The organism is Aurantibacillus circumpalustris, from assembly GCF_029625215.1.
GTDB lineage: Bacteria > Bacteroidota > Bacteroidia > B-17B0 > Aurantibacillaceae > Aurantibacillus > Aurantibacillus circumpalustris.
This window is the reverse complement of record NZ_CP121197.1, coordinates 4440456-4464959: the sequence shown is the minus strand read 5'-3', so window position 1 is coordinate 4464959 and position 24504 is coordinate 4440456. Positions and strand designations below refer to the sequence as shown.

General features: G+C 35.8%; 19 protein-coding genes. 14 read left to right on the top strand and 5 right to left on the bottom strand.

From position 1 onward, the window contains the following. Positions 1–10 precede the first annotated feature (10 nt). Both P2086_RS18405 and P2086_RS18400 read left to right on the top strand, forming a co-directional pair. Complete coding sequence (locus P2086_RS18405) at positions 11–547, top strand: ORF6N domain-containing protein (RefSeq protein ID WP_317898235.1); 537 nt, start codon at positions 11–13, stop codon at positions 545–547. 85 nt (positions 548–632) lie between these two features. Continuing rightward, a complete protein-coding gene (locus P2086_RS18400; RefSeq protein ID WP_317898234.1) occupies positions 633–1013 on the top strand; it encodes a GxxExxY protein in 381 nt (126 codons plus the stop codon). A gap of 114 nt (positions 1014–1127) precedes the next feature. On the opposite strand, the gene ispG is transcribed toward P2086_RS18400, so the two are convergent. Continuing rightward, complete coding sequence (gene ispG / locus P2086_RS18395; RefSeq protein WP_317898233.1) at positions 1128–3071, bottom strand: (E)-4-hydroxy-3-methylbut-2-enyl-diphosphate synthase; 1944 nt, start codon at positions 3069–3071, stop codon at positions 1128–1130. A gap of 179 nt (positions 3072–3250) precedes the next feature. Here ispG and P2086_RS18390 point away from each other — a divergent pair, with 179 nt between their 5' ends. The 5 genes from P2086_RS18390 to P2086_RS18370 all read left to right on the top strand — a co-directional run bounded on the left by P2086_RS18390 (position 3251) and on the right by P2086_RS18370 (position 7699). Continuing rightward, positions 3251–4225: a geranylgeranylglycerol-phosphate geranylgeranyltransferase gene (locus P2086_RS18390; protein ID WP_317898232.1), complete on the top strand. Its 975-nt coding sequence runs from the start codon at positions 3251–3253 to the stop codon at positions 4223–4225. 3 nt (positions 4226–4228) lie between these two features. After that, positions 4229–4822, top strand: a complete 594-nt coding sequence (locus tag P2086_RS18385; RefSeq protein WP_317898231.1) for a Maf family nucleotide pyrophosphatase — start codon at positions 4229–4231, stop codon at positions 4820–4822. Between the two features lie 12 nt (positions 4823–4834). Next, positions 4835–6808 carry a M48 family metalloprotease gene (locus tag P2086_RS18380; protein ID WP_317898230.1) on the top strand — a complete coding sequence of 658 codons (1974 nt, stop codon included), beginning with the start codon at positions 4835–4837 and terminating at the stop codon, positions 6806–6808. Positions 6809–7132: 324 nt separating this feature from the next. Next, complete coding sequence (locus P2086_RS18375; RefSeq protein WP_317898229.1) at positions 7133–7387, top strand: hypothetical protein; 255 nt, start codon at positions 7133–7135, stop codon at positions 7385–7387. A gap of 9 nt (positions 7388–7396) precedes the next feature. Continuing rightward, complete coding sequence (locus tag P2086_RS18370; RefSeq protein WP_317898228.1) at positions 7397–7699, top strand: hypothetical protein; 303 nt, start codon at positions 7397–7399, stop codon at positions 7697–7699. A gap of 79 nt (positions 7700–7778) precedes the next feature. Here P2086_RS18370 and P2086_RS18365 read toward each other — a convergent pair whose 3' ends face one another. Beyond that, positions 7779–9005: a DUF2130 domain-containing protein gene (locus P2086_RS18365; RefSeq protein WP_317898227.1), complete on the bottom strand. Its 1227-nt coding sequence runs from the start codon at positions 9003–9005 to the stop codon at positions 7779–7781. A gap of 144 nt (positions 9006–9149) precedes the next feature. On the opposite strand from P2086_RS18365, the gene P2086_RS18360 reads away from it, so the two are divergent. Genes P2086_RS18360 through P2086_RS18340 form a run of 5 tightly spaced genes read left to right on the top strand, consistent with a single transcriptional unit; the run spans position 9150 to position 14050 of the window. After that, positions 9150–9656, top strand: coding sequence for a SixA phosphatase family protein (locus P2086_RS18360; RefSeq protein WP_317898226.1), 507 nt, complete (start codon positions 9150–9152; stop codon positions 9654–9656). 14 nt (positions 9657–9670) lie between these two features. After that, positions 9671–11782 carry a polyphosphate kinase 1 gene (gene ppk1 / locus P2086_RS18355; protein ID WP_317898225.1) on the top strand — a complete coding sequence of 704 codons (2112 nt, stop codon included), beginning with the start codon at positions 9671–9673 and terminating at the stop codon, positions 11780–11782. Further along, a complete protein-coding gene (locus tag P2086_RS18350) occupies positions 11782–12681 on the top strand; it encodes a Ppx/GppA phosphatase family protein (protein ID WP_317898224.1) in 900 nt (299 codons plus the stop codon). Before ppk1 ends, P2086_RS18350 begins: the two co-directional genes overlap by 1 nt. A 10-nt stretch (positions 12682–12691) precedes the next feature. Continuing rightward, positions 12692–13498 (top strand): diadenylate cyclase CdaA, encoded by an 807-nt coding sequence (cdaA, locus tag P2086_RS18345; protein ID WP_317898223.1) that lies wholly within the window; start codon positions 12692–12694, stop codon positions 13496–13498. Between the two features lie 39 nt (positions 13499–13537). Continuing rightward, entirely contained in the window at positions 13538–14050 is a 513-nt protein-coding gene (locus P2086_RS18340) for an FKBP-type peptidyl-prolyl cis-trans isomerase (RefSeq protein ID WP_317898222.1), read from the top strand. A gap of 142 nt (positions 14051–14192) precedes the next feature. On the opposite strand, the gene P2086_RS18335 is transcribed toward P2086_RS18340, so the two are convergent. The 3 genes from P2086_RS18335 to P2086_RS18325 all read right to left on the bottom strand — a co-directional run bounded on the left by P2086_RS18335 (position 14193) and on the right by P2086_RS18325 (position 21825). Further along, a complete protein-coding gene (locus tag P2086_RS18335; protein ID WP_317898221.1) occupies positions 14193–18317 on the bottom strand; it encodes a T9SS type B sorting domain-containing protein in 4125 nt (1374 codons plus the stop codon). A 501-nt stretch (positions 18318–18818) separates the two neighbouring features. Further along, positions 18819–19757 (bottom strand): hypothetical protein, encoded by a 939-nt coding sequence (locus tag P2086_RS18330; protein WP_317898220.1) that lies wholly within the window; start codon positions 19755–19757, stop codon positions 18819–18821. 37 nt (positions 19758–19794) lie between these two features. Then, positions 19795–21825: a thioredoxin domain-containing protein gene (locus P2086_RS18325; RefSeq protein ID WP_317898219.1), complete on the bottom strand. Its 2031-nt coding sequence runs from the start codon at positions 21823–21825 to the stop codon at positions 19795–19797. 232 nt (positions 21826–22057) lie between these two features. On the opposite strand from P2086_RS18325, the gene P2086_RS18320 reads away from it, so the two are divergent. Both P2086_RS18320 and tsaB read left to right on the top strand, forming a co-directional pair. After that, complete coding sequence (locus P2086_RS18320) at positions 22058–23410, top strand: efflux RND transporter periplasmic adaptor subunit (RefSeq protein WP_317898218.1); 1353 nt, start codon at positions 22058–22060, stop codon at positions 23408–23410. A gap of 30 nt (positions 23411–23440) precedes the next feature. Beyond that, on the top strand, positions 23441–24127 hold the full coding sequence (tsaB, locus tag P2086_RS18315) for a tRNA (adenosine(37)-N6)-threonylcarbamoyltransferase complex dimerization subunit type 1 TsaB (RefSeq protein WP_317898217.1): 687 nt from the start codon (positions 23441–23443) through the stop codon (positions 24125–24127). Positions 24128–24504 lie beyond the last annotated feature (377 nt).

Sequence of the window (24504 nt, the reverse complement as noted above, 5' to 3'; positions counted from 1 at the left end):
TAAAATCAAAATGGCAAATAAATTAGAAACAATTATTCCTGAAGAGTTAATTACTAACAAAATATATTTTATCAGGAACCAAAAAGTGATGCTGGATAAAGATCTTGCCAGTTTGTATGAAGTTGAAACAAAAGTTTTGAAACAGGCGGTTAAGCGAAATATAGATCGTTTCCCTGAAGATTTTATGTTTGAACTAACAAAAGAAGAGAGTGATTCTTTAAGGTCACAATTTGTGACCTTAAAAAGAGGTGGACATGTAAAATACCTTCCAATGGCTTTCTCAGAGCAAGGTGTAGCTATGTTGTCGAGTGTTCTAAACAGTAAAAGAGCAATTAAAGTTAATATTCAAATTATTAGATTGTTCACAAAACTAAGGGCTGTTTTAAGCGATAATACTGAACTACGTTTAGAAATTGAACATATTAAAAAGAAACTCAATAACCATAGTCAGAATATTGAACTTGTTTTTAAATATCTCGACGAATTAATTGAGAAAAAAGAATCAACAAAGCCAAGAAAAAAGATTGGTTATATAGTGAAAGGGTGATATCGCACTTAGCCACAGAGTCAAAAAGAGTTAGGCGCAGAGTTTCACAGAAAAAAATAAATAACACTAGTTAGAATAACATAAAGTGGAAATAAACGATATTACTGAGAAAATATTAGGCTGTGCGTTCAAAGTGCACAGTGCACTTGGGCCTGGTCTTCTTGAAAGTGCATATGAAGAATGTTTGAATTATGAATTGACGCAAGCGAATTTAATGGTAGAAAAACAAAAAGCACTTCCTTTAGTTTATCATGAAGTAAAATTGGATGCGGGCTATAGAATAGATTTTTTAATTGAGCAACAGGTGGTGATTGAAATTAAATCTGTAGAAGCATTAAATGAGATACACCTTGCGCAAGTTCTTACCTATTTGAAACTTTCAAAATGTAAAGTTGGCTTACTTATAAATTTTAATGTAAAGTCACTCAAGCATGGCATTAGACGAGTGATTAACGACATCGTATAATAAACTCCTCGAAACACCGCGCCAAACTCCCTACAACTCTGCGGTTAAAAGCACCGTAAAATAAACTCTGCGAAACTCTGTGCTAAACTCAGCGTTACTCTGTGGTTAAGCTAGCTATGAAACCTTCTCCACCCAATCCCCATGCTCACGAATCAAGCCAATCAACTCATCTACGGCAGTTTCACTGGTTACATTTTTCTTCACCACCTCTTTGCCTTTGTATAAACTAATTTTTCCAGGACCAGTACCTACGTAACCATAGTCCGCATCGGCCATTTCACCCGGACCATTTACAATACAGCCCATGATGCCAATTTTAATACCTTTTAAATGATCGGTGCGCTCTCTAATTTTTTGAGTTGTTTCTTGAAGATCGAATAAAGTTCTTCCGCAACTCGGACAAGAAATGTATTCTGTTTTACTGATGCGTGTGCGCGTTGCTTGTAAAATTCCGAATGCTGTTGAGTTACACACTTGGGTGCTTGCACAATCTCTCTGCTTGATCCAAACGCCATCACCAAAACCATCTAACAACAAGGCACCTATATCTGTGCTACTGTATAATTGAAATTGCGCTTCACTTAAGTTGGCATAATTTCCTTTAATAATTACTGGTAAAGAAACACCTTGACGTTTTAATTCAATTGCCATGCGTCTGAGTTCCGGCATAGTATGCGTGTTAAATGAATCTAAAACCAAACACAGAGTCGTTTCATTTTTCAATTTCGAAATAAATTCGGGACTAAGCACTTCAACAGTTACCGCTACAAAATTTAGTATTGATGATTTTTCTTTAGTCTTAAAATATTCATCGCCACAAAATAATGGGAATGCCCTTTCCTGAGTTTTATTTTTTAACCAGGTCTCTGAATTATAAATCAATCCTAATGTTCCAGGAATCTCAAAATTTATTTCATTATCACCCAGAAATAAATAATCAACTGCCATATCGCTTAAATTCCATTTATCCAATGGAACAGAATAATTGTAACCAACTCCAAACAGACTGGCAGCCGTTACTTCTGGCCTCATACTAAAATCTGCAATAACTCTGGGAACATTGTGGTTGCCGATATTCAGTATTTCTTTTGTTGGATTACGGTTATACTCGTAGGGATTGTAGGGTAATTCAAAATTTATTTCCTGTATTGCTTTGTGTTCTTTTCTATTTGAATAACGATCTGCCAAAGCTTTAGCAACGGGAATTTCAAACTCTGGTTCTTCTGTTAAAGAAACACGAATCGTATCTCCTAGGCCATCTTCCAATAAAGTTCCAATTCCAACTGCTGATTTAATTCTTCCGTCTTCACCATCTCCAGCTTCAGTCACGCCTAGATGCAGAGGGTAATTGCGATTCGTTTCAATCATTTTAGCAACCAACAAACGATAGGCCTGCACCATTACCTGTGTGTTACTTGCTTTCATTGAGATTACAATGTTGAAATAATCGTTCTCTTCACAAATGCGTAAAAATTCCAAAGCACTTTCCACCATGCCGTGTGGCGTATCACCATAACGGCTTAAAATACGATCGCTTAAAGAACCATGATTAGTACCAATACGCATGGCAGTTCCGTATTCTTTACAGATTTTCACAAGAGGTGTAAAACGTTTTCTAATCCTTTCTAACTCTGCTTCATAAGCAGCATCTGTATAATCAATGTTTTCAAACTTTTTCTTATCAGCGTAATTTCCTGGATTTACACGCACTTTTTCGATCACGCGAGCGGCAAACTCAGCAGCATTTGGAGTAAAATGAATGTCTGCACAAATTGGGGTGTTATATCCTCTCGCGAGTAGTTCTTTTTTTATCAGTTCCAGATTTTTCGCCTCATTCATGCTAGGAGCAGTGATTCTTACCAACTCACAACCTGCTTCAATCATGCGAATACTTTGTTCAACGGTCCCTTTAGTGTCCATGGTATCCGTAGTAGTCATACTTTGAACACGAATAGGATTTAAAGCCCCCATTTTCAGGTCACCCATAGTCACTTCGCGGGTTAAAAAACGCGAATACTGAGTTAAGCTATTGCAATATTGTTGACTAAAATCGCTCATAATAATTGAAGCCCAAAGATACTAAAGAAATCAATTTTAGCGAAGAGAATAGTTCTTGGACGGGTGATTTGGTCTGACTGTTTGCTATTTTGTCAATTAATGTGAAAACATTGTTAGAATTTGATTCAAATTAAGTCAGCAGGAGTTTGTTTATTTAAAAGGAAAATAGACTCAAAAATTTGAAAAACGTACGAAACAATAAATTACTTGCATTTTTAAAACTTATCAGGTTTGAAAACCTTGTAATGATTGCTTTCACACAAATTAGTGTACGTTATCTGGTACTTCAAAAAATTCTAAATGCAAACGAAATTCAATTAGAACTTAACAACGGCTTGTTTTACGGTCTGGTTTTTAGTACGGTGTTAATTGCCGCAGCTGGGTATATCATTAATGATTATTTCGACGTCAAAACAGATCTCATCAACCATCCGGATACGGTTGTGGTGGATAAGGTTATCAAAAGGCGTCTCGCTATTGTATTGCACATTACATTTACGTTTATAGGAATTGTAATAGGAATGTTCGTGGCCCTCAAGACTGGTTATCTACGTCTTGCTATTTTTCATTTCGCAGCAGCAATTTTATTATGGTTTTATAGTACACATTTTAAAAGGATGCTATTAGTTGGTAATTTGGTTGTTTCACTTCTTACTGCTTCAGTTACGTTTATGCCCTTGGTATACGAGCTTGGCGTTATGCAAAAACTGCACGAGACTTTTATCGCAACACACCGCTATGCTATTTTTTCGATTTTTAAGATCACGTTTATATTTGCTCTGTTTGCTTTTATAACCAGTATGGCCCGAGAAATCATAAAGGATATGGAAGACTATAAGGGTGACAAAGAAACCGGGGGCGCTACAATGCCAATAGTTTGGGGAATAAGAGTGAGCAAATTCAATGCTTTCTTTTTAATAATTATAACGGTTCTCTTATTGTTGTTTGTAGAATACAATACAATAAGGTCTGAAAGAATGATTTTTACGGTTAATAATATTTACATTGTTCTCGGCTTAATTATTCCATTATGTCTGCTCGCTATCAATGTGTTAAGGGCGAAAGATAGCCGTCAGTTTAAAAATGCAAGTTCTTTATTGAAACTTATTATGCTTGCAGGACTTTGCTATAGCTTTATTTTTTATTATCATTAATCCATGGAGAAACTAGAAACCCTTATCAATAATTTCCCTTTTCAACTTATTTTAGGATCTGCATCACCACGCCGACAAGAGCTTTTGAAAAGCCTTGGTTTTGAATTTTTAATTCGACCAACGCACGCGGATGAGACTTTTCCGAGTGATCTAAAAGCTCAAGAAATCCCTATTTATTTGGCTGAAAAAAAAGCCGATGCCTACGAACAAGAATTAAAAGAGGATGAAATTTTAATTACTTCCGATACCATTGTTTGGTGCGAGGGCAAAGTGTTTAATAAACCAGCCACTTTTGTGGAAGGAAAAAAAATGCTTGAAAGCTTAAGCGGTAAAATGCACGAAGTGTTTACAGCGGTTTGTTTAAAAGGTGCCAACAAACAAACTACTTTTTTTGATGTGAGTAAAGTCTATTTCAAAAAATTAAAAACCGAAGAAATTGAGTATTATCTCACCAATTTCAGTCCCTATGATAAAGCCGGTGGTTATGGTGTTCAGGATTGGATTGGTTACATTGGCATTGATAAAATTGATGGCAGTTTTTATAACGTGATGGGCTTGCCAGTGAAGGACTTATATGAAGAATTGATGAAATTTTAAACCCAAATAATCATGAGACTATTTTTATTATGCCTTAGCGTGATGACGCTAGTTAATCTTAAAGCGCAGAAAACTTACAAATTCCCAACAGATTTTAATCCTTATTACAATTTTAAGCCACAAGAAGCCTTTGACCAAATAATGGCAAAGCCTGAGAGTAAAGCGAAAGGTGAAGCCGTAGAGCATTATGTTGTCGACTATATATTTAGAGAGCAGTATAATTTTGATAATAATGCAATTTATATGGATTGGAGTGACGTAGAAGTTTACCTTCTTAAAATATTAAACAAGGTTTTACCAAAAGATGCCAATCGACGCAATTTAGATTTATTTATTAGACGTTCACTCGCTGAAAATGCTGGAACATCCACATTTGGAAATGTTTTTTTTAATTTGGGTATGTTATCTGTTGCGGAAAACGAGGCTTTTATTGCAGGTGTTTTAGCACATGAAGCCGGACATTATTTCTTCAAACATTCAGAACAAAAAACCGAAAAATATGGAGTTGTAAGTCAAATTCGATCGATGTATGTTGAGGATTACAAAGGTATGATGAAAATGAGCAGACAGATGGAGCAGCAAGCTGATTCATTTGCAATCGCTTGCCTTTTAAAAGCAAATATTAACCTTGAGCCATTGCTACAATATCATGAAGGAAATGATGCGCAAGAGCAAGCCCATAATTCGAGATCTTATAAAAACATGCTTAAAGCGTCTTCGCTCAGTGCTGATGATGTTAAAAATAGAAGAAGTAAGGTGTATAATCCCTATTCGAGTCATCCTGCTGCCATTGAACGTTTTGCTTATGTAAAAAAGGCAATGGATAATTGTAATAATTGTGGAGATAAATTTTTTGTGGATTCTGTATTTTTTGTCAAACTAAGAAGGCTTGCAAAAGAAGAAAGAAAAAAAATAGCTTTTGAAGAGTCTAAGCTAAATAGTTGCATGAGTTATTCGTTTATTGACTATTTGTATGAACCTAAAAACATTAAGAACTTATATTACCTTATGGAGGCCACCCGCCGTAAGCTCTACATTAACCCTAAATTGAGAGATAAAGGTTTTTTAACTGAATTTGTAAATGATGATGACTTATATTATAAGAATCAAAGTGTTTTACACAAACCGGAATTTTTATTCAACACATACAAAGAATTTGATGATTTAAAAGATCACGCGCTGATTACTTCTAATGAGAAACCTTTTGAAACCTATCACCAAGCTTTTCTTTACTTTACGGATCAAGCACTCAAGTTTAATTTAAATGAGGCAAATTTAAGCAGGGCACTTTATTATTATTCTCTTTCAAAAGACGATAGTGTAAAAAAATATCTTGAGAAATACATTTCTGTAGGAAATGGATTAAACATCGATTACGCTTCAGCCCTTTTAAAAGGGGAGAAAAATTTTCCTGCCAAAGGCAAAACATTTATGATTTACAACACAGTTCCAAATTATACAAAATTCAATTTTAATTACTACCTCACCCAAAAAAGGAAAATGTATAATCCCGAGATTCGCGAAAAATTTGGAAAAGATACCACAAAGGTAGATTTGCTTATAGTAAATGAGCTGCTAGGTCAAAAGCCACAAAAACTAAATGAAGTGCAAAAAATCATCCACACAATCTTTTCTCTTTATAATGATGATGACATTGATGCTTTTAAGAAAATTCGCTTAACCTCTCATTTTGCTGGTGAAGATGGAGAAGCTACCAAAGGAAGAAAAAAACAACTTTTTGTTTATGCTCCTGAGTGGTACAATTGGTTCAAGGAAAAAAATTACTCAAAATTATTCTTAGTGGAAGTTGTTTACCAGTACAAAAAACCGCTTGAACTGGAAGAATCTTTTAATAATTATACTGGTTATTATTTTGATTTGAATCAAGATAAACCTTGTTTCAGGGATGCCACACGAAGTGGGTTTAAGCTAAAACAAAAAGAAAGCGAAATACATAATGAATTGTATTCGTTTTTGTATGAGTAGTTAGATGACTTTTAGCCTGATCTTAATTTCTAACTTAATCTAAATGATATTTTTAGTGGAAAAAACCGTGAAACTTCTAAAGACGAGCGTTATAAGATACAGTTATACGTGGGCAAATGAGCTTCAAATATACTTTGTTAAGTCTCTATTTCTTCCATAGCTTTTGTATAATGTTCACCCGGTATCTACGAAATCTTACTAAGAGTTAGGCATTTTCTAAACTCCCATATTTTTATCTGTGCTTTATGTAAGTTTTTACCACACTTATGTAAGAGTTGTGTTTCGACTACCCTCTACCTTGCAACAAATTAAAAACAACAAAAAATGAAAAAAATTCTATTATTAACCGCATGTGTTGGACTGATAAGTCTTACTTCTTGCAAAAAGGATCGCGTTTGTGAGTGCACAAATACGTATACAAGCTCATCTGGAAATGTAACAACAGATCCGGCATCGAACATCACGTATAAAAACATTAGCGGAGGTGATGCAAAATCGCTTTGTCAAAAAAGCACGACAACTTATGTAAACCAGTCAGGTGACACAAGCATTCAGGTAAGTGATTGTAAATTAAAATAATTAGAAAACATGAAAAAATTAATACTATTATCAGCATTGGCAGTTGGACTGAGTCTAACAATAACTTCTTGTAGAAAACAACGCACTTGTGATTGTCAAACAACGTCTACGGAAGTAAGAATTGGCTATGGAGAAAAAACAACTATTGAAAACTCTTCGAGAATAACAACCAAAGAAAAACAAACAAGCGGAGATTTTAAATATAGTACCGATTGTTTTTCTGAGAACTATGACTATGCTAATTCAGGTGGAAATGGTTCATCAGCGTGGTCGTCTGTAACGAGTGTTCAGACAGTTTGCGAATTGAAATAAATTTGAGTGATTGATTTAAAAAAAAACGTCGGTGGAAGCTGACGTTTTTTATTTTAACGTGTAATGAGAACATAAAACACTATTCTCCTTCTAAAAGCTTAATGTCACCTATTGCGTTACCAGCAATCCCTTTTATGGAGCCATAAAATTGTGTAGTGTTGAGTAATACTTTGTCTAATTGTTTTTCTCTCTCCTTCCAAATTTTTTCCATCTGAATTTTTTCACGGGTGATGCTGTCTTTCAAAGAAACAAATCCTTCCATAACGGCTTCTATATTTTGACGAAACTCTGTGCCTGTTAAGTAATTGTACAAAAGTTGCATTTTATCTCCCTTGTTTTCTTGACTTACCAGTGCCCCAGAAATTTTAATCAAACTGTCTCTCAATAAAAATGAAAGCGCTTTCACTTCCGAAAACCGACAAATCCAAACCCCATCTTTAAAACCAAAGGCTTCCATGTCTTTTGGTAATACTTCTGTTACAATAACTGCCAGGTCTGCTTGTTGCGCACGCATATCCATTTTCAACTTCTCTATCCACTCGTTTGTAAAGGCTTTGGTGCGTTTACTTTCGTAAATTATTTTTCCGCAGTACTGCCCCATGCTATTATTAACATGCTGCATGCAGTCGGCACCCTTAACACCTTTTGCTACTTCTTCAATCGTGTCGAATGGAAAAGCACCACGTAATAATTCTTCTAAGGCAAGTTCCATCACTTCACCTTGTAGTTGCATGCTGCCTTGTTCAGCTTTACGACGCATAGTTTCGGCAAGATCAACCTGATCGGCCAATTTTTTCTCGAGTTCTTTTATTTTAAGATCTGAGCGTTCACCCTCCATTTTTTTTACCCGGTCTTCAATTTCTTTCTGACGTTCGAGCATTTGTTTTTCCATGTCCAATTTCATGCTCTCTTCCCGCTCTTTTATTTGTTTTTCCTTTTGCATTAATTCAAGTTCCTTAACTTGACTTTCCTTAAGTTTTTGTGACTTCTCTATTAATTCTTTGTTAAGCATTTCCATTTGCGTTTGCATTTCGCCAGCTGCTTTTTTTATAGCCTCTTCTCTTAACTGACTTTTTGCAAGGCGTAATTTATCCTCCAGTATTTTTTCCTGATTTTCCGCGAGTAATTTTATATTCTCGCTCTCTTTTGCCAGTTGCGCTTTCTCCGATTCCAACTTTTGTTTGTCTTCATTGTAACGTTTTAAATACTTACCACGAATATCGTCCTCAATTTTCTGCGAAAGGGCGTTTTCTATGGGGAATTCATGTTTACAATTAGGGCATTGAATTGTTGAATTATTACTCATAATAAAATATGTTTTGTGTAAATTTATCACTTAAAGTAGTGTAATTTAAATTGTTTTTTTAACTGTTTGTAATTAAGTAGTTTAATCACATAGTTAGGATAGAATGACCTAAAATTCTATTTACTTGAATAAAGCGGAACGCAGATGAAAGAAATTATTTTAGTAAGGCATGCCAAAAGCGATTGGGGGACTGAGTTTTTAAAAGATGTAGATCGACATTTGAATGAACGCGGTTATAGAGACGCTTATTTTTTAAGTAAATGGTACAATGAAACTAAACACAAACCCGATTTAATTCTTTCAAGTACAGGTATAAGAGCCTTAAGTACAGCCTTGCTCTTTGCACGTACAATGGAACTCGAAATGAAAAATTTTCAGCTTGAAAAAAAAATTTATGAAGCTTCAGTGGAAACACTCCTTTCAATTATTACAAAACAAAATGACTCAAAAAAGACGATCATGCTTTTCGGTCACAATCCTTCCATCACAAACCTTTGTAATAAACTATCGGATGATCTTTTTTTTGATGATATTCCAACTTGTGGTATAATCTCGTACAGTTTTAATGTCGAAAAATGGTCCGAAGTATCATCAAAGAAGGGCAAATTAAATTATTATCAGTTTCCAAAAGATTTTAAAATTAAAGATTAGTAAACCCAGTAGTTATGAAAAGTAAAGAATTTCCATATATTAATCGTGAAATAAGCTGGCTCTCTTTCAATGAAAGAGTATTGCAAGAAGCTTCTGATAAAACTACACCTCTTATTGAACGTTTAAAATTTCTAGGTATTTTCAGTAATAATCGTGACGAGTTTTACCGCGTACGCGTAGCAACAGTTAAGCGTTTAGCAAAGCTGGGAAAAAAGGCACTGTCAGCTTTTGGGGAAGATCCAAAAGAGCTTCTAACACGCCTGCAACGCAAGGTAATTGAGCAGCAAAATAATTTTGAGAATATCTATCAGGAAATTCTTGTTGAATTAGCCGAAAGAAACGTGTTTATCATCAATGAAAAACAGCTCACTAGTACACAGAGAATTTTCGTTTCAGAATATTTTGGAATTGAACTTGCTTCTAATCTTTTTCCTGTAATGATTGATGATAGCAAGCCTTTTCCTTACATGAAGGATAAAGCGAGTTACATGTATTTAAAACTGGAATCCATTATTGCCGGAAGAAAAAACAAATATGCGATCATAGAAATTCCATCGCAAAACATTTCACGGTTTGTCATTCTTCCACAACATGGTAAAAAACAATATATCATGTTGGTAGATGATGTTATTCGTTATAACACCGATCAAATTTTCGAGGTCTTTGGTTACCGCACTGTTGGCGCGTATAACATTAAATTGACGCGTGATGCCGAACTTGAAATGGATAACGATGTTAGTAAAAGCATGATTGAAAAAGTATCTAAAAGTGTTAAAGCTCGTAAACAAGGACAACCCGTGCGTTTTGTCTACGACGCTGCAATGCCTGATGATATGCTTAAGTACATCATGAAAAAGCTAGGGATGGCTAAAAAGGACAATGCTATTCCGGGCGGACGTTATCATAATTTTAAAAATTTTATAAATTTCCCCGAATTGGGCGAAAAAGATTTAGTTTATAATCATCCTCCCGCTCTGCTGCATAAAGATTTGGAGACGAATCCATTTACAGCATTAAAAGCAATACAGCAAAAAGATATTTTATTACATTATCCATATCATACTTACAATCATATTATTTCCTTATTAAGAGAGGCTTCTATTGATCCTACTGTTGAAAGTATTAAGATTACACTATACCGTGTGGCCGATTCTTCAAAAATCGCCAATGCACTTATCAATGCAATAAAAAACGGAAAAAAGGTAACCGTGCTCGTAGAATTGCAAGCCCGTTTTGACGAAGAAAATAATATCTACTGGGCAGGAAAAATGCAGGAAGAAGGTGCTCGCGTTATCTACGGCGTTCCTGGCTTAAAGGTACATTCAAAACTTTTTATTGTTACTGCAAAAGAAAAAGGAAAGATTGTTCATTATTCGCATATTGGAACTGGAAACTTTAACGAAAAAACGTCTCGTATTTATACTGATTTTTCTTTATTAACGGCGAACAAGGATATCGCGGCCGATCTCAATAAAATTTTTGATTTTTACGAAAACAATTTCAAAGTGCAATCGTTTAAACACTTGCTTGTTGCGCCGTTTTTTATGCGTAAAGATTTTATACAGTTAATTAATAATGAAATTCGTTCTGCAAAAAGTAAAAAACCCGCCGAAATTGTTCTAAAAATGAATAGTTTAGTAGACAAGGAAATGATTGCTAAACTTTATGAAGCAAGTATAGCAGGCGTAAAAATTACCTTGATTATTCGTGGAGCTTGTTCTTTGGTTACTGAAATGGAGGGTTGGAGCGATAATATTAGAGCCATTAGTATTGTAGATAAGTATTTAGAGCATTCGCGGGTATTTATTTTTCACAATAAGGGCGAAGAGAAAATATTTATTTCCTCAGCTGATTGGATGAGTAGAAATTTAGACAATCGCAGTGAAGTTGCTGTACCAATCTATAGCCCTGAAATTCGTAAGCAGATTAAAGACATCGTTAACATTCAGCTTAGCGGTAACACAAAAGTTCGTATTTTAGATCGAAGACAAGAAAATCATTATAAGAAGCCAAAACAGGGAGAGAAGAAAATTAGGGTTCAAGATGAGATCTACAACTATTTAAAAAATATGAAGGAGGATTTACCTTCTCCGGTAATTAAAACTAAATCTTTAACACACAGCTAATGGTATTTGCAGCGATCGATATTGGAAGTAACGCAATGCGATTACTGTTTTGCAGGGTTTACACTGTTGATGGAAAACCGCATTTCAGTAAAGAAGAACTCATACGTATGCCAATTCGTTTAGGTGAAGACGTTTTTTTGCATGGTACAATTTCCGATGCAAAAGCTGATCGCTTAATTACAGCTTTAAAAGGGTTTGCAGAGTTAATTAAAGCTTATGGTGTCGAGGCTCATCGTGCTGTGGCAACCAGTGCCATGCGCGATGCTAAAAATGGTGCAGAAATAATTGCAAGGGTAAAAGCTGAAGCTGGTCTTATTGTAGAAATAATCGATGGAAAAAACGAAGCGGCGCTTGTATTTTCTAATCATATAGAAGAGCTTTTAAATCCAAAACATGCGTATTTATACATTGATGTTGGTGGTGGTAGTACTGAATTAACTTTATATTATGATAACAAAGTTATCGCGGCTAAATCTTTTAATATTGGAACGGTTCGTATGTTGCTCGAAAAGGTTGAAAAAGATGAATGGGATGAAATGAAGTCTTGGTTAAAGCGCAATACCGTGGGTATACATCCTTTGTCTGCAATTGGTTCTGGGGGAAATATTAATAAAATATTTAAAATGAGTGGTAAAAAGGAAACCAAGCATTTAAGTTATGATAAGGTGAAAAACATTTATGACATGCTGTGTTCATACACATATCAAGAACGAGTTGAACGTTTAGACCTTAAACCTGATAGAGCTGACGTTATTATTCCTGCAGCAAAAATATTTTTAACAGTGATGAAAAATGCGGATATTGAAAAGGTATTTGTTCCGCAGGTTGGTTTGTCAGATGGGCTTGTGCACCAAATGTATGATACTTTTAAGAAAGCAAAAACCACCGTAAAAAGTTAAAATAAAAATTGTGAAGAATTTAAATTTTATTCATTTTATTTCTTTTGGTATCACCGATGCTATCGATATTTTTTTAGTAGCCATCATTCTTTATTTGGCATACAACCTTGTAAAGGGTACATCGGCTATCAAAATTTTTGTTGGATTAGCACTTATTTACTTTGCGTATATTGTAATTAAAGCCTTTGATCTAAAGTTGCTCTCGTCAATTCTAGGGAAGTTTGTCAACGTGGGAGTGATAGCAGTGATGATCGTTTTTCAACAAGAAATTCGCAAGTTTCTACTTTATATTGGATCAAACGAATTTATAAGAAATAAAAACTGGAGGAGTATTTTTAAATTTAGTGAAACGGTTTCTGAAACCAGCATTCGTTTAGATTTTGACGCCTTAGTGGATGCTTGTTTTAACATGAGTAGTAACAAAACGGGCGCCCTTATTATTGTAGCCCGAAAATCAGACCTTAAGTTTTTTATTGCCACTGGAGAAGTGTTAGACGCAGGAATGAGTAGCCGAATGCTCGAAAACATTTTTTTTAAGAACTCTCCGTTGCACGATGGTGCAGTAATTGTAGAAGACAACCGAATTGTTGCCGCGCGTTGTGTTTTACCAGTCACCGAACGTGAAAATTTTCCGGCTCACCTGGGAATGCGTCACCGTGCCGCTGTTGGAGTTACCGAAAATACCGATTGTCTTGCTATTGCAGTGAGTGAACAAACAGGCTCTGTTTCTTTAATACTTCACGGAGAAATAAAATCAGACCTAACGAGGGATAAATTACTGTATTTGTTGGAAAAAAACACCAAGCACCTCAATTAAAATCCCTAAATTCAAAGCCAATTTAAAAACCAGCAAATAATGATTATTTCAGAAGACAAAGCAGTTTCAGTTAACTACTACTTAACTGCAAGTAAAAACAACGAACCTGAACAATTAATTGAAGAAACAAGTGCAGAGCATCCTTTTGTGTTTCTGTTTGGTTACGGAAGCGTGCTGCCAGACTTTGAAACAAGTCTTAGCGGTAAACAAAAAGGCGATAAATTTGATTTTAGAATTAGTTCTAAAAATGGGTATGGCGATTTTGAAAAAGATTACGTGGTAAAAATTGATAAAGCTGCATTTGAAGTTGATGGAAAGTTTGATGATGCGCGTGTAAAAGTTGGTCAGGATCTGGAAATGAGTGATGCAGAAGGTAATCCTTTAATGGGGCGTGTATTAAGCATCAATGAAAAAGAAGTTGAAATGGATTTTAATCATCCTTTAGCAGGACATGATTTACATTTTATAGGTGAAGTTTTAGATGTGCGCGAAGCTACTCAAGAAGAACTAGATCATGGCCATGTTCATGGGCCAGGTGGACATCATCACTAAAAAATAATAAAAAAATGCCTGCAGCGATGCAGGCATTTTTTTTAATTTTTTACCTTTTAAGTTCTACAAGTGTATTGCACGGTCTAAATTTTCAGTATTTAGATAGTTTCTTTAAACTATAATTCAAAGTACTATAACATCTCTAACGCGACAACATCACATTCCCTGTCATCGTTTTCATCTCACCATTTACAGAAGATAAACTTATTTTCCACACGTAAACATCCATTTTGCACGGTTCGCCTCTGTATGTTCCATCCCAAGCTTCATCTGCTTTTGTTGTTGAAAATACTTTAGCTCCCCAACGGTCAAAAACTAAAAGTTCGTATGATTTTAAAGCGCGTGTAATTGGCATAAATACGTCGTTTAAATAATCATTATTTGGCGTAAATACATTTGGTACATAGACGGAAAGATCTGGCTCTACTTTTATAGCTTTCACAATAGTATCTGCACAGCCCCAAGTGTTAGTAACCATCATGGCGATAGGGTAAACACCTGCTTCAGTAAAAAGATAAGAGGTGTTTTTATTTTCGGAGATATATCCCTTATTATTTGTAAAATACCAATTCCACTTTGTTTGTTCTTCTCCTGTTGAATTATTTGTGAAGATAACCTGATCTAAATTTTCGATGGGTTTTTCCGGAAGGAAAGAAAAATCGGCAACCGGAACTGGATAGGCTTCTACTACAAATGTTTTTGTATTTACACAGTATGTGATTGTATCTATAAAATTACCAGTAATGGTATAAGTACCGACGTTTACAAATTCAGTTGAGAAACTTTTTGTACTAAACAATTTTGAACCCACTTGCCAAGTGGTTGCTATTGCTGTTGAAGAAGGTGAAGCAGAATAATAATTAAAATCTGATTTAAAAGGTACACAGCCTTTCATTTTTGTACCCAACAGAGAACCTCCCGGCAAACTATAAACAGTTACAGATGTTGTAGAGGAAGCTTTGCAGTTATTTTTATCAGTAACAGTTAAAGTATAAGTTCCCTCATAAGATGGAGTGTTAGCCACAAAATTCACGGTTTGTCCTTCGTAATAAAAAGTGTTTGGTGTCTGCCAGCCATAAATTTCTCCGCCGAAACCTTGCAGGGTTATTGTTTCGTTCAAACAAATGGTGGGTTTTACAACTGTAGCTATTGGGCTCGGAAGCGCGACTACCGAAACTGTTATTAAAGCAGTACTGGTGCATGAATTTAAAGTGCCAATTACTGTATAAGTTTGTTGACTATTTGGAAAAGCATTTACTGTGTTTCCTGTTAAACTACTCAGACTGGTGTAAGGCGACCATGTGTAATTTTCGCTGCTGCCACTTGCGCTTAAATTTACTTTGCTGCCAATACAAACCGTTGGGGTTTGTGGGCCAAGGCTTATTTGCGGTAAAGGATTAACCGTTATGCTGCTGGTCTGGCTGGCAGAGTTACACCCCAGACTTCCACCAAATACTGAGAACACAGAATTAATGCTTGGATGCGCAACCGCCACGCCACCGTTATTATAGGTTGTAAATCCTGGAGTTGCCGAACTCCAGGTATAAGTATTTGCACCTTGGTTGGTGTAAGTATATGTTTCACCAGCACAAATAACAGGCGTTGGTGAGCTTATTGTTACTGTTGGATTAGGAATGATTGAAAAAGTAAGTCCAGTAGTAACTGTACAAACACCATTAGAACCAGATAAAGTAGCAGAAGCAATTCCCGTGTTTGGAGGAATGGCTGATAAGGGAGAAACTGGTCCAGATGGATTAGAATTAAACATATCGGGAACCGTTACCAAAGAATAAGTATTGGCGCCGCCTGCTGTTAAGGTAATGGTATTTGGCGAACCATTAAAAGCCTGTGAACAAAGTGAGTGACTGCTAAGCTGTGCTGTTAATGAAGGTGGAAGAACAACACTAACAGTTGCAATAGCATTATTCGTGCAACCAAGTGCACTTGTAGCTTTTACGGTATAGGTTCCAGTGTTACCAACAACAGGATTTGTAATAAATGGGTTTTGTAAACTCGAAGTAAAACTTTGCGGACCAGTCCATAAAAAAGTAGTAGCCGTTGAATTGGCAGAAAGATTTAATGTCTGCGAAGTACAGATGGTAGCCCCTGCCGCACTTAAAGTAGGTGTTGGATTTACCAACATAGTTTGCGTTAATGAAGCGGTACAGCCATTAACAGCAGTAACTGTAAGATTATAAACACCAGCATTATTTACTGAAACAGGATTAATGTTTGGATTTTGCAAACCTGAGCTAAAACTAGATGGTCCGTTCCATAAATAAGAAACACCACCATAAGCAGTAAATGCTAAATTATCTCCGTCGCAACGTGGAGAGTTACTAGTTACAAAAGGGTTTGGCGGCTGTTTTAAAATAATAGAAGCTGTAGCTGTAGCTGTACAACCTAAAGCTGTTCCAAGCACAGTGTACTGAGTATTCGTCATTGGACTATCCGTAAAAGTGATGCCTGTCAGGCTGAACGTAGTCGAAGCCCAGGTATAACTTGTAGCGCCAGAAACCGTCAAAGTACCAACCGTTAGTGGACAAATAGAAACATCTGATACCGTCAAGACAGTTTCGATAAAATCAATCCCAATGGTTTGTGTGGCAAGGCAGTTTAAAGAATCTAAACTATTTAAAGTATAAACAGAAGTTCCCGCAAGTGCCTGGCTGACCACGTGAACACTACTTGCAGAACCAGAAGTCCAGCTATAAGTATAACCTGCACCGTTTAAAAAAGGGGTTCCACCAGAATTTTGTCCACTTAAAGTAACACTGTTACCAACGCAAGCAGTAGGGCTGGACGAAGAAAGGACTAAATTAAAGGGCAGTGGTTGGGAGATGTAAAACGACTCCTTAATCTGACATCCAGTTAAAGCATCCGTTACAATAACGGACCAGATTCCAGCTCCAAGCAAAGGACAAGGAGAATTATAAGTAGTTGATGAAACAGAGTTTACCCACAAATAAGTCTCTGAACCCGAACCTCCGGCAAAGTTTGTAACAAGGGCAGTGGCAGTACTTGCACCGTTACAGCTTATACTTGTGGCGGCATTTAAACTTCCTGTTAAAGGAATTAAGGAAGTAAAAATTGTGCTGGCGGTATAGGTTATATTATTTGAAAAATCAAAAACGTTAATGGTGTAAGTGCCTGGGTTCAGACCCGTAGCCACTGAACCAGTTTGCCCTGTAGGCATCCATGTATATGAAAAGGGACCTCCGCTTGCAGTAGACACAACCGTTGCAGAACCAAGACTAGCGCAGGTAATAGAAGTATTTGTGACCGTGAGACATTGACTACCATTAACAGCCGCCGTGTAAGATCCTGGACCAAAAGGGCAGCCAGACGAATTGATAATGCAGGTATAGACACCCGCCACGCTTGCTGTTATAATAGAACCATTAGTTGCGCCAATGATACCTGGACCAGACCAGGAATAACTTACAGGACTTACTGTGGTAGTTGCGCTGATGGTGGTAGTTTCACCGGGACAAATAATGCTGGGTACGCTAAGAGTGCCACTGGTTACAGACGGTGTAAATGGACATGAGGCAAAATCATCAACCGACAATATTGGAATGGATGTCGTGCTAAAGCTAATGGAAGATCCAGTTCCAATAACACCTTTATAAAAGGCTGTTAATCCTTGATAATAAACATCATTTCCAATAATTGCAAAACCTGCTAAGCCATTTGTTTGAGGTAAACCTACTAATGAATAAGTGTTGACGATTATTCCCAAGGGGTTATATTTTACGAGAGTTTGGTCAAAGGCATTCAAAATGTAAAAGTTACAACTACAATCTGTTACAATATCATAGGAAGGACCGGCAGGGATAGTGGTGAGCAAAGTACTTGAGCTGGTGCCAAAATAAACGTAGATTGAATTCGGCGGACTAAAATTATAAATGGCTCCACCACATCCTCCAATATTGGCGGCCGTCGATCCAGTGGAATGTCCTGTATTAACCCAACTTTGCCCATCCCAGTAATAATAATCACTGAGTTTAGTTACATAAAAAGTTGGACTTAACGTTCCTCCATTGATGCTGGGCATGAATGTAATTCCCGCTGCTCCGGGCAAAACAGGAATACCAGTACTAACAGGATTGGAAGTAGATGAGGGTGCTGATGGATCATAAGCCATAAGATGGGTTGTGCCCTGATAGTATAGGTATGGGCTGGGACAAGTAATACTTTGCCCAACACTATCAATACAGCTTAACAATAAATAAAGTGAAAATATATATTTGAGCCAAATCTTCACATCAAATATTTAAAGTTAGATTGAATAAAGATAACGAAGAAAGTGAGTTAAATTTTATAAAAAAACAACTGACTCATCAATTCTTTACACCTTTTCTATAGATTAACCTAAAATGTTCGATTATAAAAGTAACGGCATCACAAAACGCTCTTCTGTTAATTTTTTGCTTTAGTGTAGTATAACTACTAATACCAAAAGTCCGTTGGCCTATTTTGTCCTTAGTATTGGTATAAATTGGTAGATGCAGATCTTAAACCCTAAATAGACAGTTCAAAAAAAGAACTGTCTACGATTAAGTGTTTGTAGGGATTTCAAAGCGTTCTCTCATTAAGAAATCCTTACAAACACTATAAAGTTTATCATGAGCTTGCCGAATGAGGATTACCCGCACTAAGACAGGTAGTTCACCTTTTTCAAAGGCTCCTACTGTCTAATTGCGGTTAAAAACAAATGGCTCAATAAACAAATGTGAAATTAGACACTATTGTTTTTGGAATCCTTTCACTTCCCGTTCTTGCCAATCATCCCAAAATCGTATTTTAATTTTACGATGCGCAGGCTTTTGTTTGCGGGATCGCGAACAATGAAAGAGTTTAATAAAGTATCCAATTTAATGGTTACATAACTTATTTCGCGTTGCAGCTCACCGTTTTTGTAGTGTTTCTCAGTGTATAGCTCATTTAATTCGTCGTACTCGTAAGTGTTTTTAATACTCACCTTGTTTCCCGTATTCCCTTCAAATTGCGCCGAAACTAAATGATTGTTTTTGTATTCAAAGGTTTTGTTTTGTTGAATCCACGAAGCCGCCGTATAATGTTCGCTTTCGTTCTTTTTTCTTCCTAAACTATCAAAATTACTAATCCGCTCTTTGTACGGTCTGTTTTCGTTATTTAAAAACGTACATTTTACCTGACCAGAACTGTATTTGGTGTATTGAAAACTGTCTTCACTTAGCAATACCTGATTACCTAAAATAAAGAACGATTTATCGGGACTGTTGTTGGTTTCTTTAAAACGTAATTCTTTGGTCAGATTTCCGCTTGTATCGTAGCGATAATAACGACTTTCATAATAGGCCAAGCCATCGTGGTGCCTTTTTAAAATTAAATTGTTTCCTGCATAAAAGTAAGTGGTACTTACAGTGTCGTAAACAAACTCATTCACACAATACGAAGTCTTATTGCCTCTGCGATCTACTTTGGTAATTTGTTTCTCTTTTGTTTTTATAATGTTTGTGTAATAAAAACGCGCCAACTTACCGTCTGTATTAAACTCGTAGGTTTCGGTAAGACTTTTATCAACGGCCACTTCAAAATCCTTTTTATCTATAATTTCAAAAGTAATTTTTTTAATGCCTTTTGTTTTAATTATTTCTGGATTAAAATTGTGCTGACTTTCAAACGCAGTTTCGCTGGTAGGCAATATTACCTGAGCTTCCAAGGTAAAGAAGGACAAAAGTAGGACTATGAACAACGGTTTAATCAAGTAAGTGTACTGTTTCTTCAACTGATGTAACCGGTAGTTTGCAGGCTTTGTTTTCGCAAACGTAAAAAAGTGTTTTTCCATTTACAAACCTGTCTTTAACCAATGGTAAATCAGATGCTTCAGCATGTACTGCGAAAATCGCATTTGTTATGCCTCGTTCGTAAAGCTGGCGTAACTTTTCATTAACATTGTTACCAACAATGGCAACTTCTTTAAATGGATATGTTAAATTAAGTGCTAAACAGCCCCAATTGCTATAGCCAGCGCCATAATTTTTAAATTCTTCAACAAAATTGTTGAGCATGCGCTCGGCTTTTTCAACCCATTCATTTTTTTCAAAATAAATACCCAATTGATAAAGATTTATTGCCATTTGGGAATTAGATGCGGGTATAACATTGTCACTTGTTTCAGTGGTTTTAGCAATAAGCGCGGAAGAGCCATTGTTTGTGTAATACAAAAGATCACTGTCCTTATTTTTAAATGCTTCAAGCGTAAATTCAGTCATACTTTTTGCTTTGTTTAAGTACTTTTCGTCTTGACTGATGAGATAACAATTAATTAGCGCTTCAATGGTGAATGCATAATCTTCTAAAAACCCATCAATTTTCGATTCTCCATTTTTATAGGTGCGCAACAGTTTTCCATCTGGAAGCGAAAGCGTGTTTAGAATAAAATTGATGGAACGTAAGGCTATGTTTTTGTAGTTTTCATCACCAAAAGAAAGATAGGCCTTTGCAAAGGCACTGCACATCATAGCATTCCAGGATGTAATGCTTTTATCATCCAAGCCCGGCATAATGCGTGATTTTGCTTCTTGTTTTAGAATAGCTTTACAAGCATTAATTTTTTCGGTGACCTCTTCTTTGTTAAGATTAAATTTCACTAAAAGACTGGCTAAATTTTCTGAACGCATTAAAATATAATTGCCATGTTCCCAATAACCAGTATCGTTAATCAAATAATAATTTGAAAAAAGCTCGTAATCTTTACCAAGAAGGTCTTTTAAATCGAGTTCATTCCAAACATAATATTTCCCTTCTTCGCCATCGCTGTCGGCATCATAAGCAGAATAAAACGCGCCCTCTTTTGTGAGCCATTCTTTTTCAACAAAATCTAATGTTTCTACCGCAATCTCTTTGTATAATTCGTTTTTAGTAAGTGTATAAGCTTCACTATACAACGATACAAGTTGAGAATTATCATAAAGCATTTTTTCAAAATGAGGAACTTTCCACAACATATCTGTGCTGTATCGTGAAAACCCACCTCGAAGTTGATCGTAAATGCCACCAAAAGCCATCTTCTGAAGCGTGAGTTCAACATGATCTTGTATTCCCTTATCTTTTTCAAGTAAAGAATAGCGAAGTAAAAACTGGTAATTAGAAGGCAAAGGGAATTTTGGTGCTCGATTAGGCCCTCCGTTTTCATTATCCATGCGTTCTTTCCATTTCGCAACACTCTCCTTAAGAATGGTTTTATTAAAGATTACTTCGGACTTATTTTTCGTAGTTATTAACTCAGATTGTTTAATGCCATTTGTTAACTCTGTAGCATACTCGTTTACCTTTGTAGGGTCCTTTGTATAAATGTCAGAAAGATTTTGTAGAATATTTAACCATTGATTTTTATTGAAATAGGTTCCTCCATAAAATGGTCTGCCATCTGGAAGAACAAAGCAATTCAATGGCCAACCTCCTTGTCCTGTCATTAATTGAACTGCTTGCATATATAACATATCCACATCGCTTCGTTCTTCACGATCAACCTTAATGTTGATGAAGTGTTTATTCATAAGCTCTGCCACCTGCATATCTTCAAAACTTTCGTGCTCCATAACATGGCACCAATGGCAGGCACTATAACCAATGCTAATTAGAACTGGTTTATTTTCTTTTTTTGCAATTTCAAAGGCCTTATCGCCAAAGGGAAGCCAGTTTACCGGGTTATAAGCATGTTGCAATAAATACGGACTGGTTTCATGAATGAGACTGTTCGGTGTTTTATTTGGACTTATAGACATTTAATTTTTATAAGAGGTAATAATCATACACTAAGGCCGCAAAATTAAGCATGGTTTTAGAGATATACTTTTTTTAATAGTTAAATTTGGACAAATTACGTGTGATCTTGCAGGAAATACCATGTAATTATTATGCATTCGTAGTTTTATCAGACGCAAAGTGTATTTTGAATAAGGTTGTACTATTATGCTGAAAATGATTTGAATAAAAAGTAGTTTTGAAAGACAACATATGAAAAGAATTTATTGGATTATTATTATTGGAATACTTGCTGTAGGTGCTATTGTGGTAGTGCAAGTGTTAAAGGGAAATAAACCAACAGAAGTTTATACTGAAGCGGCGCAGATAAGAAGCATCGTAGAAGTGGTTTCTGCAACAGGGAAAATTCAACCGGAAACTGAATTAAAAATCAGTAGCGATGTTAGTGGTGAAATCACTGAAATGCTTGTTAAGGAAGGCGATCAGGTTAAAAAAGGTACTTTGCTTTGCCGCATTCGTCCCGACCTTTACGTAAGCGCATACGATCGAGTGAATGCATCTGTTAACACCACAAAGGCAAATTTAAAAACAGCACAAGCTCAGTTATTACAGGCAAAGGCAAATTTATTAAACAGTGAAACTGTTTATAACCGTAATAAAAAATTACTGGAACAAAATGCTATTTCACAACAAGATTTTGATGCCCTTAAGGCCCAATACGAAGGGGCCAAGGCAAATGTATCGGCGTTAGAGGCAGGCGTAAATGCTAGTCAGTTTACCATCGAAAGTAGTGAAGCTTCCTTAAAAGAAGCGAATAGTAATTTGGAAAAAACCTATATCTACTCTCCGGTTGATGCAACTATCTCAAAGTTAAGTGTAGAAAAAGGTGAACGTGTAATGGGTGTAAATGGTTTAAGTGGAACTGAAATTATGCGTCTTGCGAATCTCAATGAAATGGAAGTAAGTGTTGAAGTAAATGAAAACGACATTATCAAAGTCCATAAAAATGATACTGCCATTATTGAGGTTGATGCCTACATGGATAAAAAATTTAAAGGTATTGTAAGCGAGATAGCTAACTCGTCAAATGCAACCGGAATTTCTGTAGATCAGGTAACAAATTTTGTTGTAAAAGTTAGAATGCTAAGAGAATCCTACGGATATTTAATAAACGAACGAAATCTTATACCTTTTCGTCCAGGTATGAGTGCCAGTGTGGATATTCAAACACGAAGAGTTAACAAGGTTGTAAGTATACCAATACAGGCAGTTACCACACGCAATAAAGATTCGTTAGACTCGAAAATGGATGGTGATGAAAGAAGAAGGATAGAAGTGAAAAACGAGATAGAAGAAAAAGAAGCGGCCTCTTTAAAAAAAGAAGTTAAAATAAAAGAATACGTTTTTGTTCTTGAAAACGAACAAATAAAGCAAGTTGAAGTAAAAACTGGAATTCAGGATAATGATTATATTGAAATCATTTCCGGCATTAAACAAAAAGACGTAATTATTTGTGGACCTTATAGCGCGGTATCTAAAAATTTAACCGAAAAAACTAAGGTAAAAGTGGTGAAAAAAGAAGACCTTTATAAAACGGATAAATAAACATAAAGCAGTTATACAAATTAATAGTAATTGGCTTACATACTAAATATAGAAACTGCTACAACAGTTTGTTCTGTTTCAATTTCTGAAAATGAAAAAGTTCTTTTCTTTAAAGAAATAAATGAAGGATTTACACATGCTGAAAATTTACATCTCTTTATTCAAGAAGCCTTAAAATCATGTAATCTTCTGCCATCGCAACTAAATGCTGTTTCTGTAAGTAAAGGGCCAGGTTCCTACACCGGACTGCGCATTGGGGTTAGTGCTGCTAAGGGATTAGCCTACGCTCTAAATATACCTTTAATAGGCTTAAGTACTCTGCAAATTATGGCAAATGCGGCTTATATTAAGCAGCAAGAACCTGGGCTTTATTGCCCTATGATAGATGCTAGAAGAATGGAAGTATACACCGCTCTTTACTCGGATGATCTAAAATTATTGAGTCCCATCGAAGCGTTAATTCTTAACGAAAGTTCTGTTTTGAAGTTCGCCTCTCACCCCAAGGTGTTCTATTTTGGTGACGGCATGTCAAAATGCAAAGCCTTATTGAACCAAATAGAGAATTCACGCTTCATCGAGGGAATAAATCCATCTGTCGAACATATCTCGCAATTAGTCTTTAATAGATTTAAAGAAAAAGAATTTGAAGAGTTAGCCTACTTCGAACCCTTCTATCTAAAGGATTTCATGATCCTGAAAAAAAAATCTTCCATTTAATACCTTTCACAAGTTTAAAGTTGACTTTGGCAAATTTAAAGTGGCCGTTTGCAAACTGGTTCCAAATAAGTGCTTGATTTTTAATTACTTTGTAACAGTTGAAAGCATTAAATAGCTTTTATAAAGCACTTTACCCAAAAAAAGCAAACCCCAAATGAATACCAGCGCAGGTGAACAACCTGCGCTTTTTCATTTTATAGCACTTCAAATTAAAAGTTTGCTGTAATGGAAAACTAACCTAATAAATAAATCACTCGCGAACGTAAAAAAAGCAAGCCTAAAACAACCAATTCTACTAGGTTTTTAATCTCAACAAAACGTGTTTTATTTTTTCTTTTTTTATGAAAACCGTAAGATAAAAGTCTAGAACATAATTC

What these genes read in the sequence shown, in the direction of transcription:
- P2086_RS18360 (WP_317898226.1), top strand. Translation starts at nt 9,150, where the DNA reads ATGAAAGAAATTATTTTAGTAAGGCATGCCAAAAGCGATTGGGGGACT.
- P2086_RS18320 (WP_317898218.1), top strand. Translation starts at nt 22,058, where the DNA reads ATGAAAAGAATTTATTGGATTATTATTATTGGAATACTTGCTGTAGGT.
- P2086_RS18405 (WP_317898235.1), top strand. Translation starts at nt 11, where the DNA reads ATGGCAAATAAATTAGAAACAATTATTCCTGAAGAGTTAATTACTAAC.
- P2086_RS18380 (WP_317898230.1), top strand. Translation starts at nt 4,835, where the DNA reads ATGAGACTATTTTTATTATGCCTTAGCGTGATGACGCTAGTTAATCTT.
- P2086_RS18340 (WP_317898222.1), top strand. Translation starts at nt 13,538, where the DNA reads ATGATTATTTCAGAAGACAAAGCAGTTTCAGTTAACTACTACTTAACT.
- ppk1 (WP_317898225.1), top strand. Translation starts at nt 9,671, where the DNA reads ATGAAAAGTAAAGAATTTCCATATATTAATCGTGAAATAAGCTGGCTC.
- P2086_RS18385 (WP_317898231.1), top strand. Translation starts at nt 4,229, where the DNA reads ATGGAGAAACTAGAAACCCTTATCAATAATTTCCCTTTTCAACTTATT.
- P2086_RS18365 (WP_317898227.1), bottom strand. Translation starts at nt 9,005, where the DNA reads ATGAGTAATAATTCAACAATTCAATGCCCTAATTGTAAACATGAATTC.
- P2086_RS18325 (WP_317898219.1), bottom strand. Translation starts at nt 21,825, where the DNA reads ATGTCTATAAGTCCAAATAAAACACCGAACAGTCTCATTCATGAAACC.
- P2086_RS18375 (WP_317898229.1), top strand. Translation starts at nt 7,133, where the DNA reads ATGAAAAAAATTCTATTATTAACCGCATGTGTTGGACTGATAAGTCTT.
- P2086_RS18370 (WP_317898228.1), top strand. Translation starts at nt 7,397, where the DNA reads ATGAAAAAATTAATACTATTATCAGCATTGGCAGTTGGACTGAGTCTA.
- P2086_RS18350 (WP_317898224.1), top strand. Translation starts at nt 11,782, where the DNA reads ATGGTATTTGCAGCGATCGATATTGGAAGTAACGCAATGCGATTACTG.
- ispG (WP_317898233.1), bottom strand. Translation starts at nt 3,071, where the DNA reads ATGAGCGATTTTAGTCAACAATATTGCAATAGCTTAACTCAGTATTCG.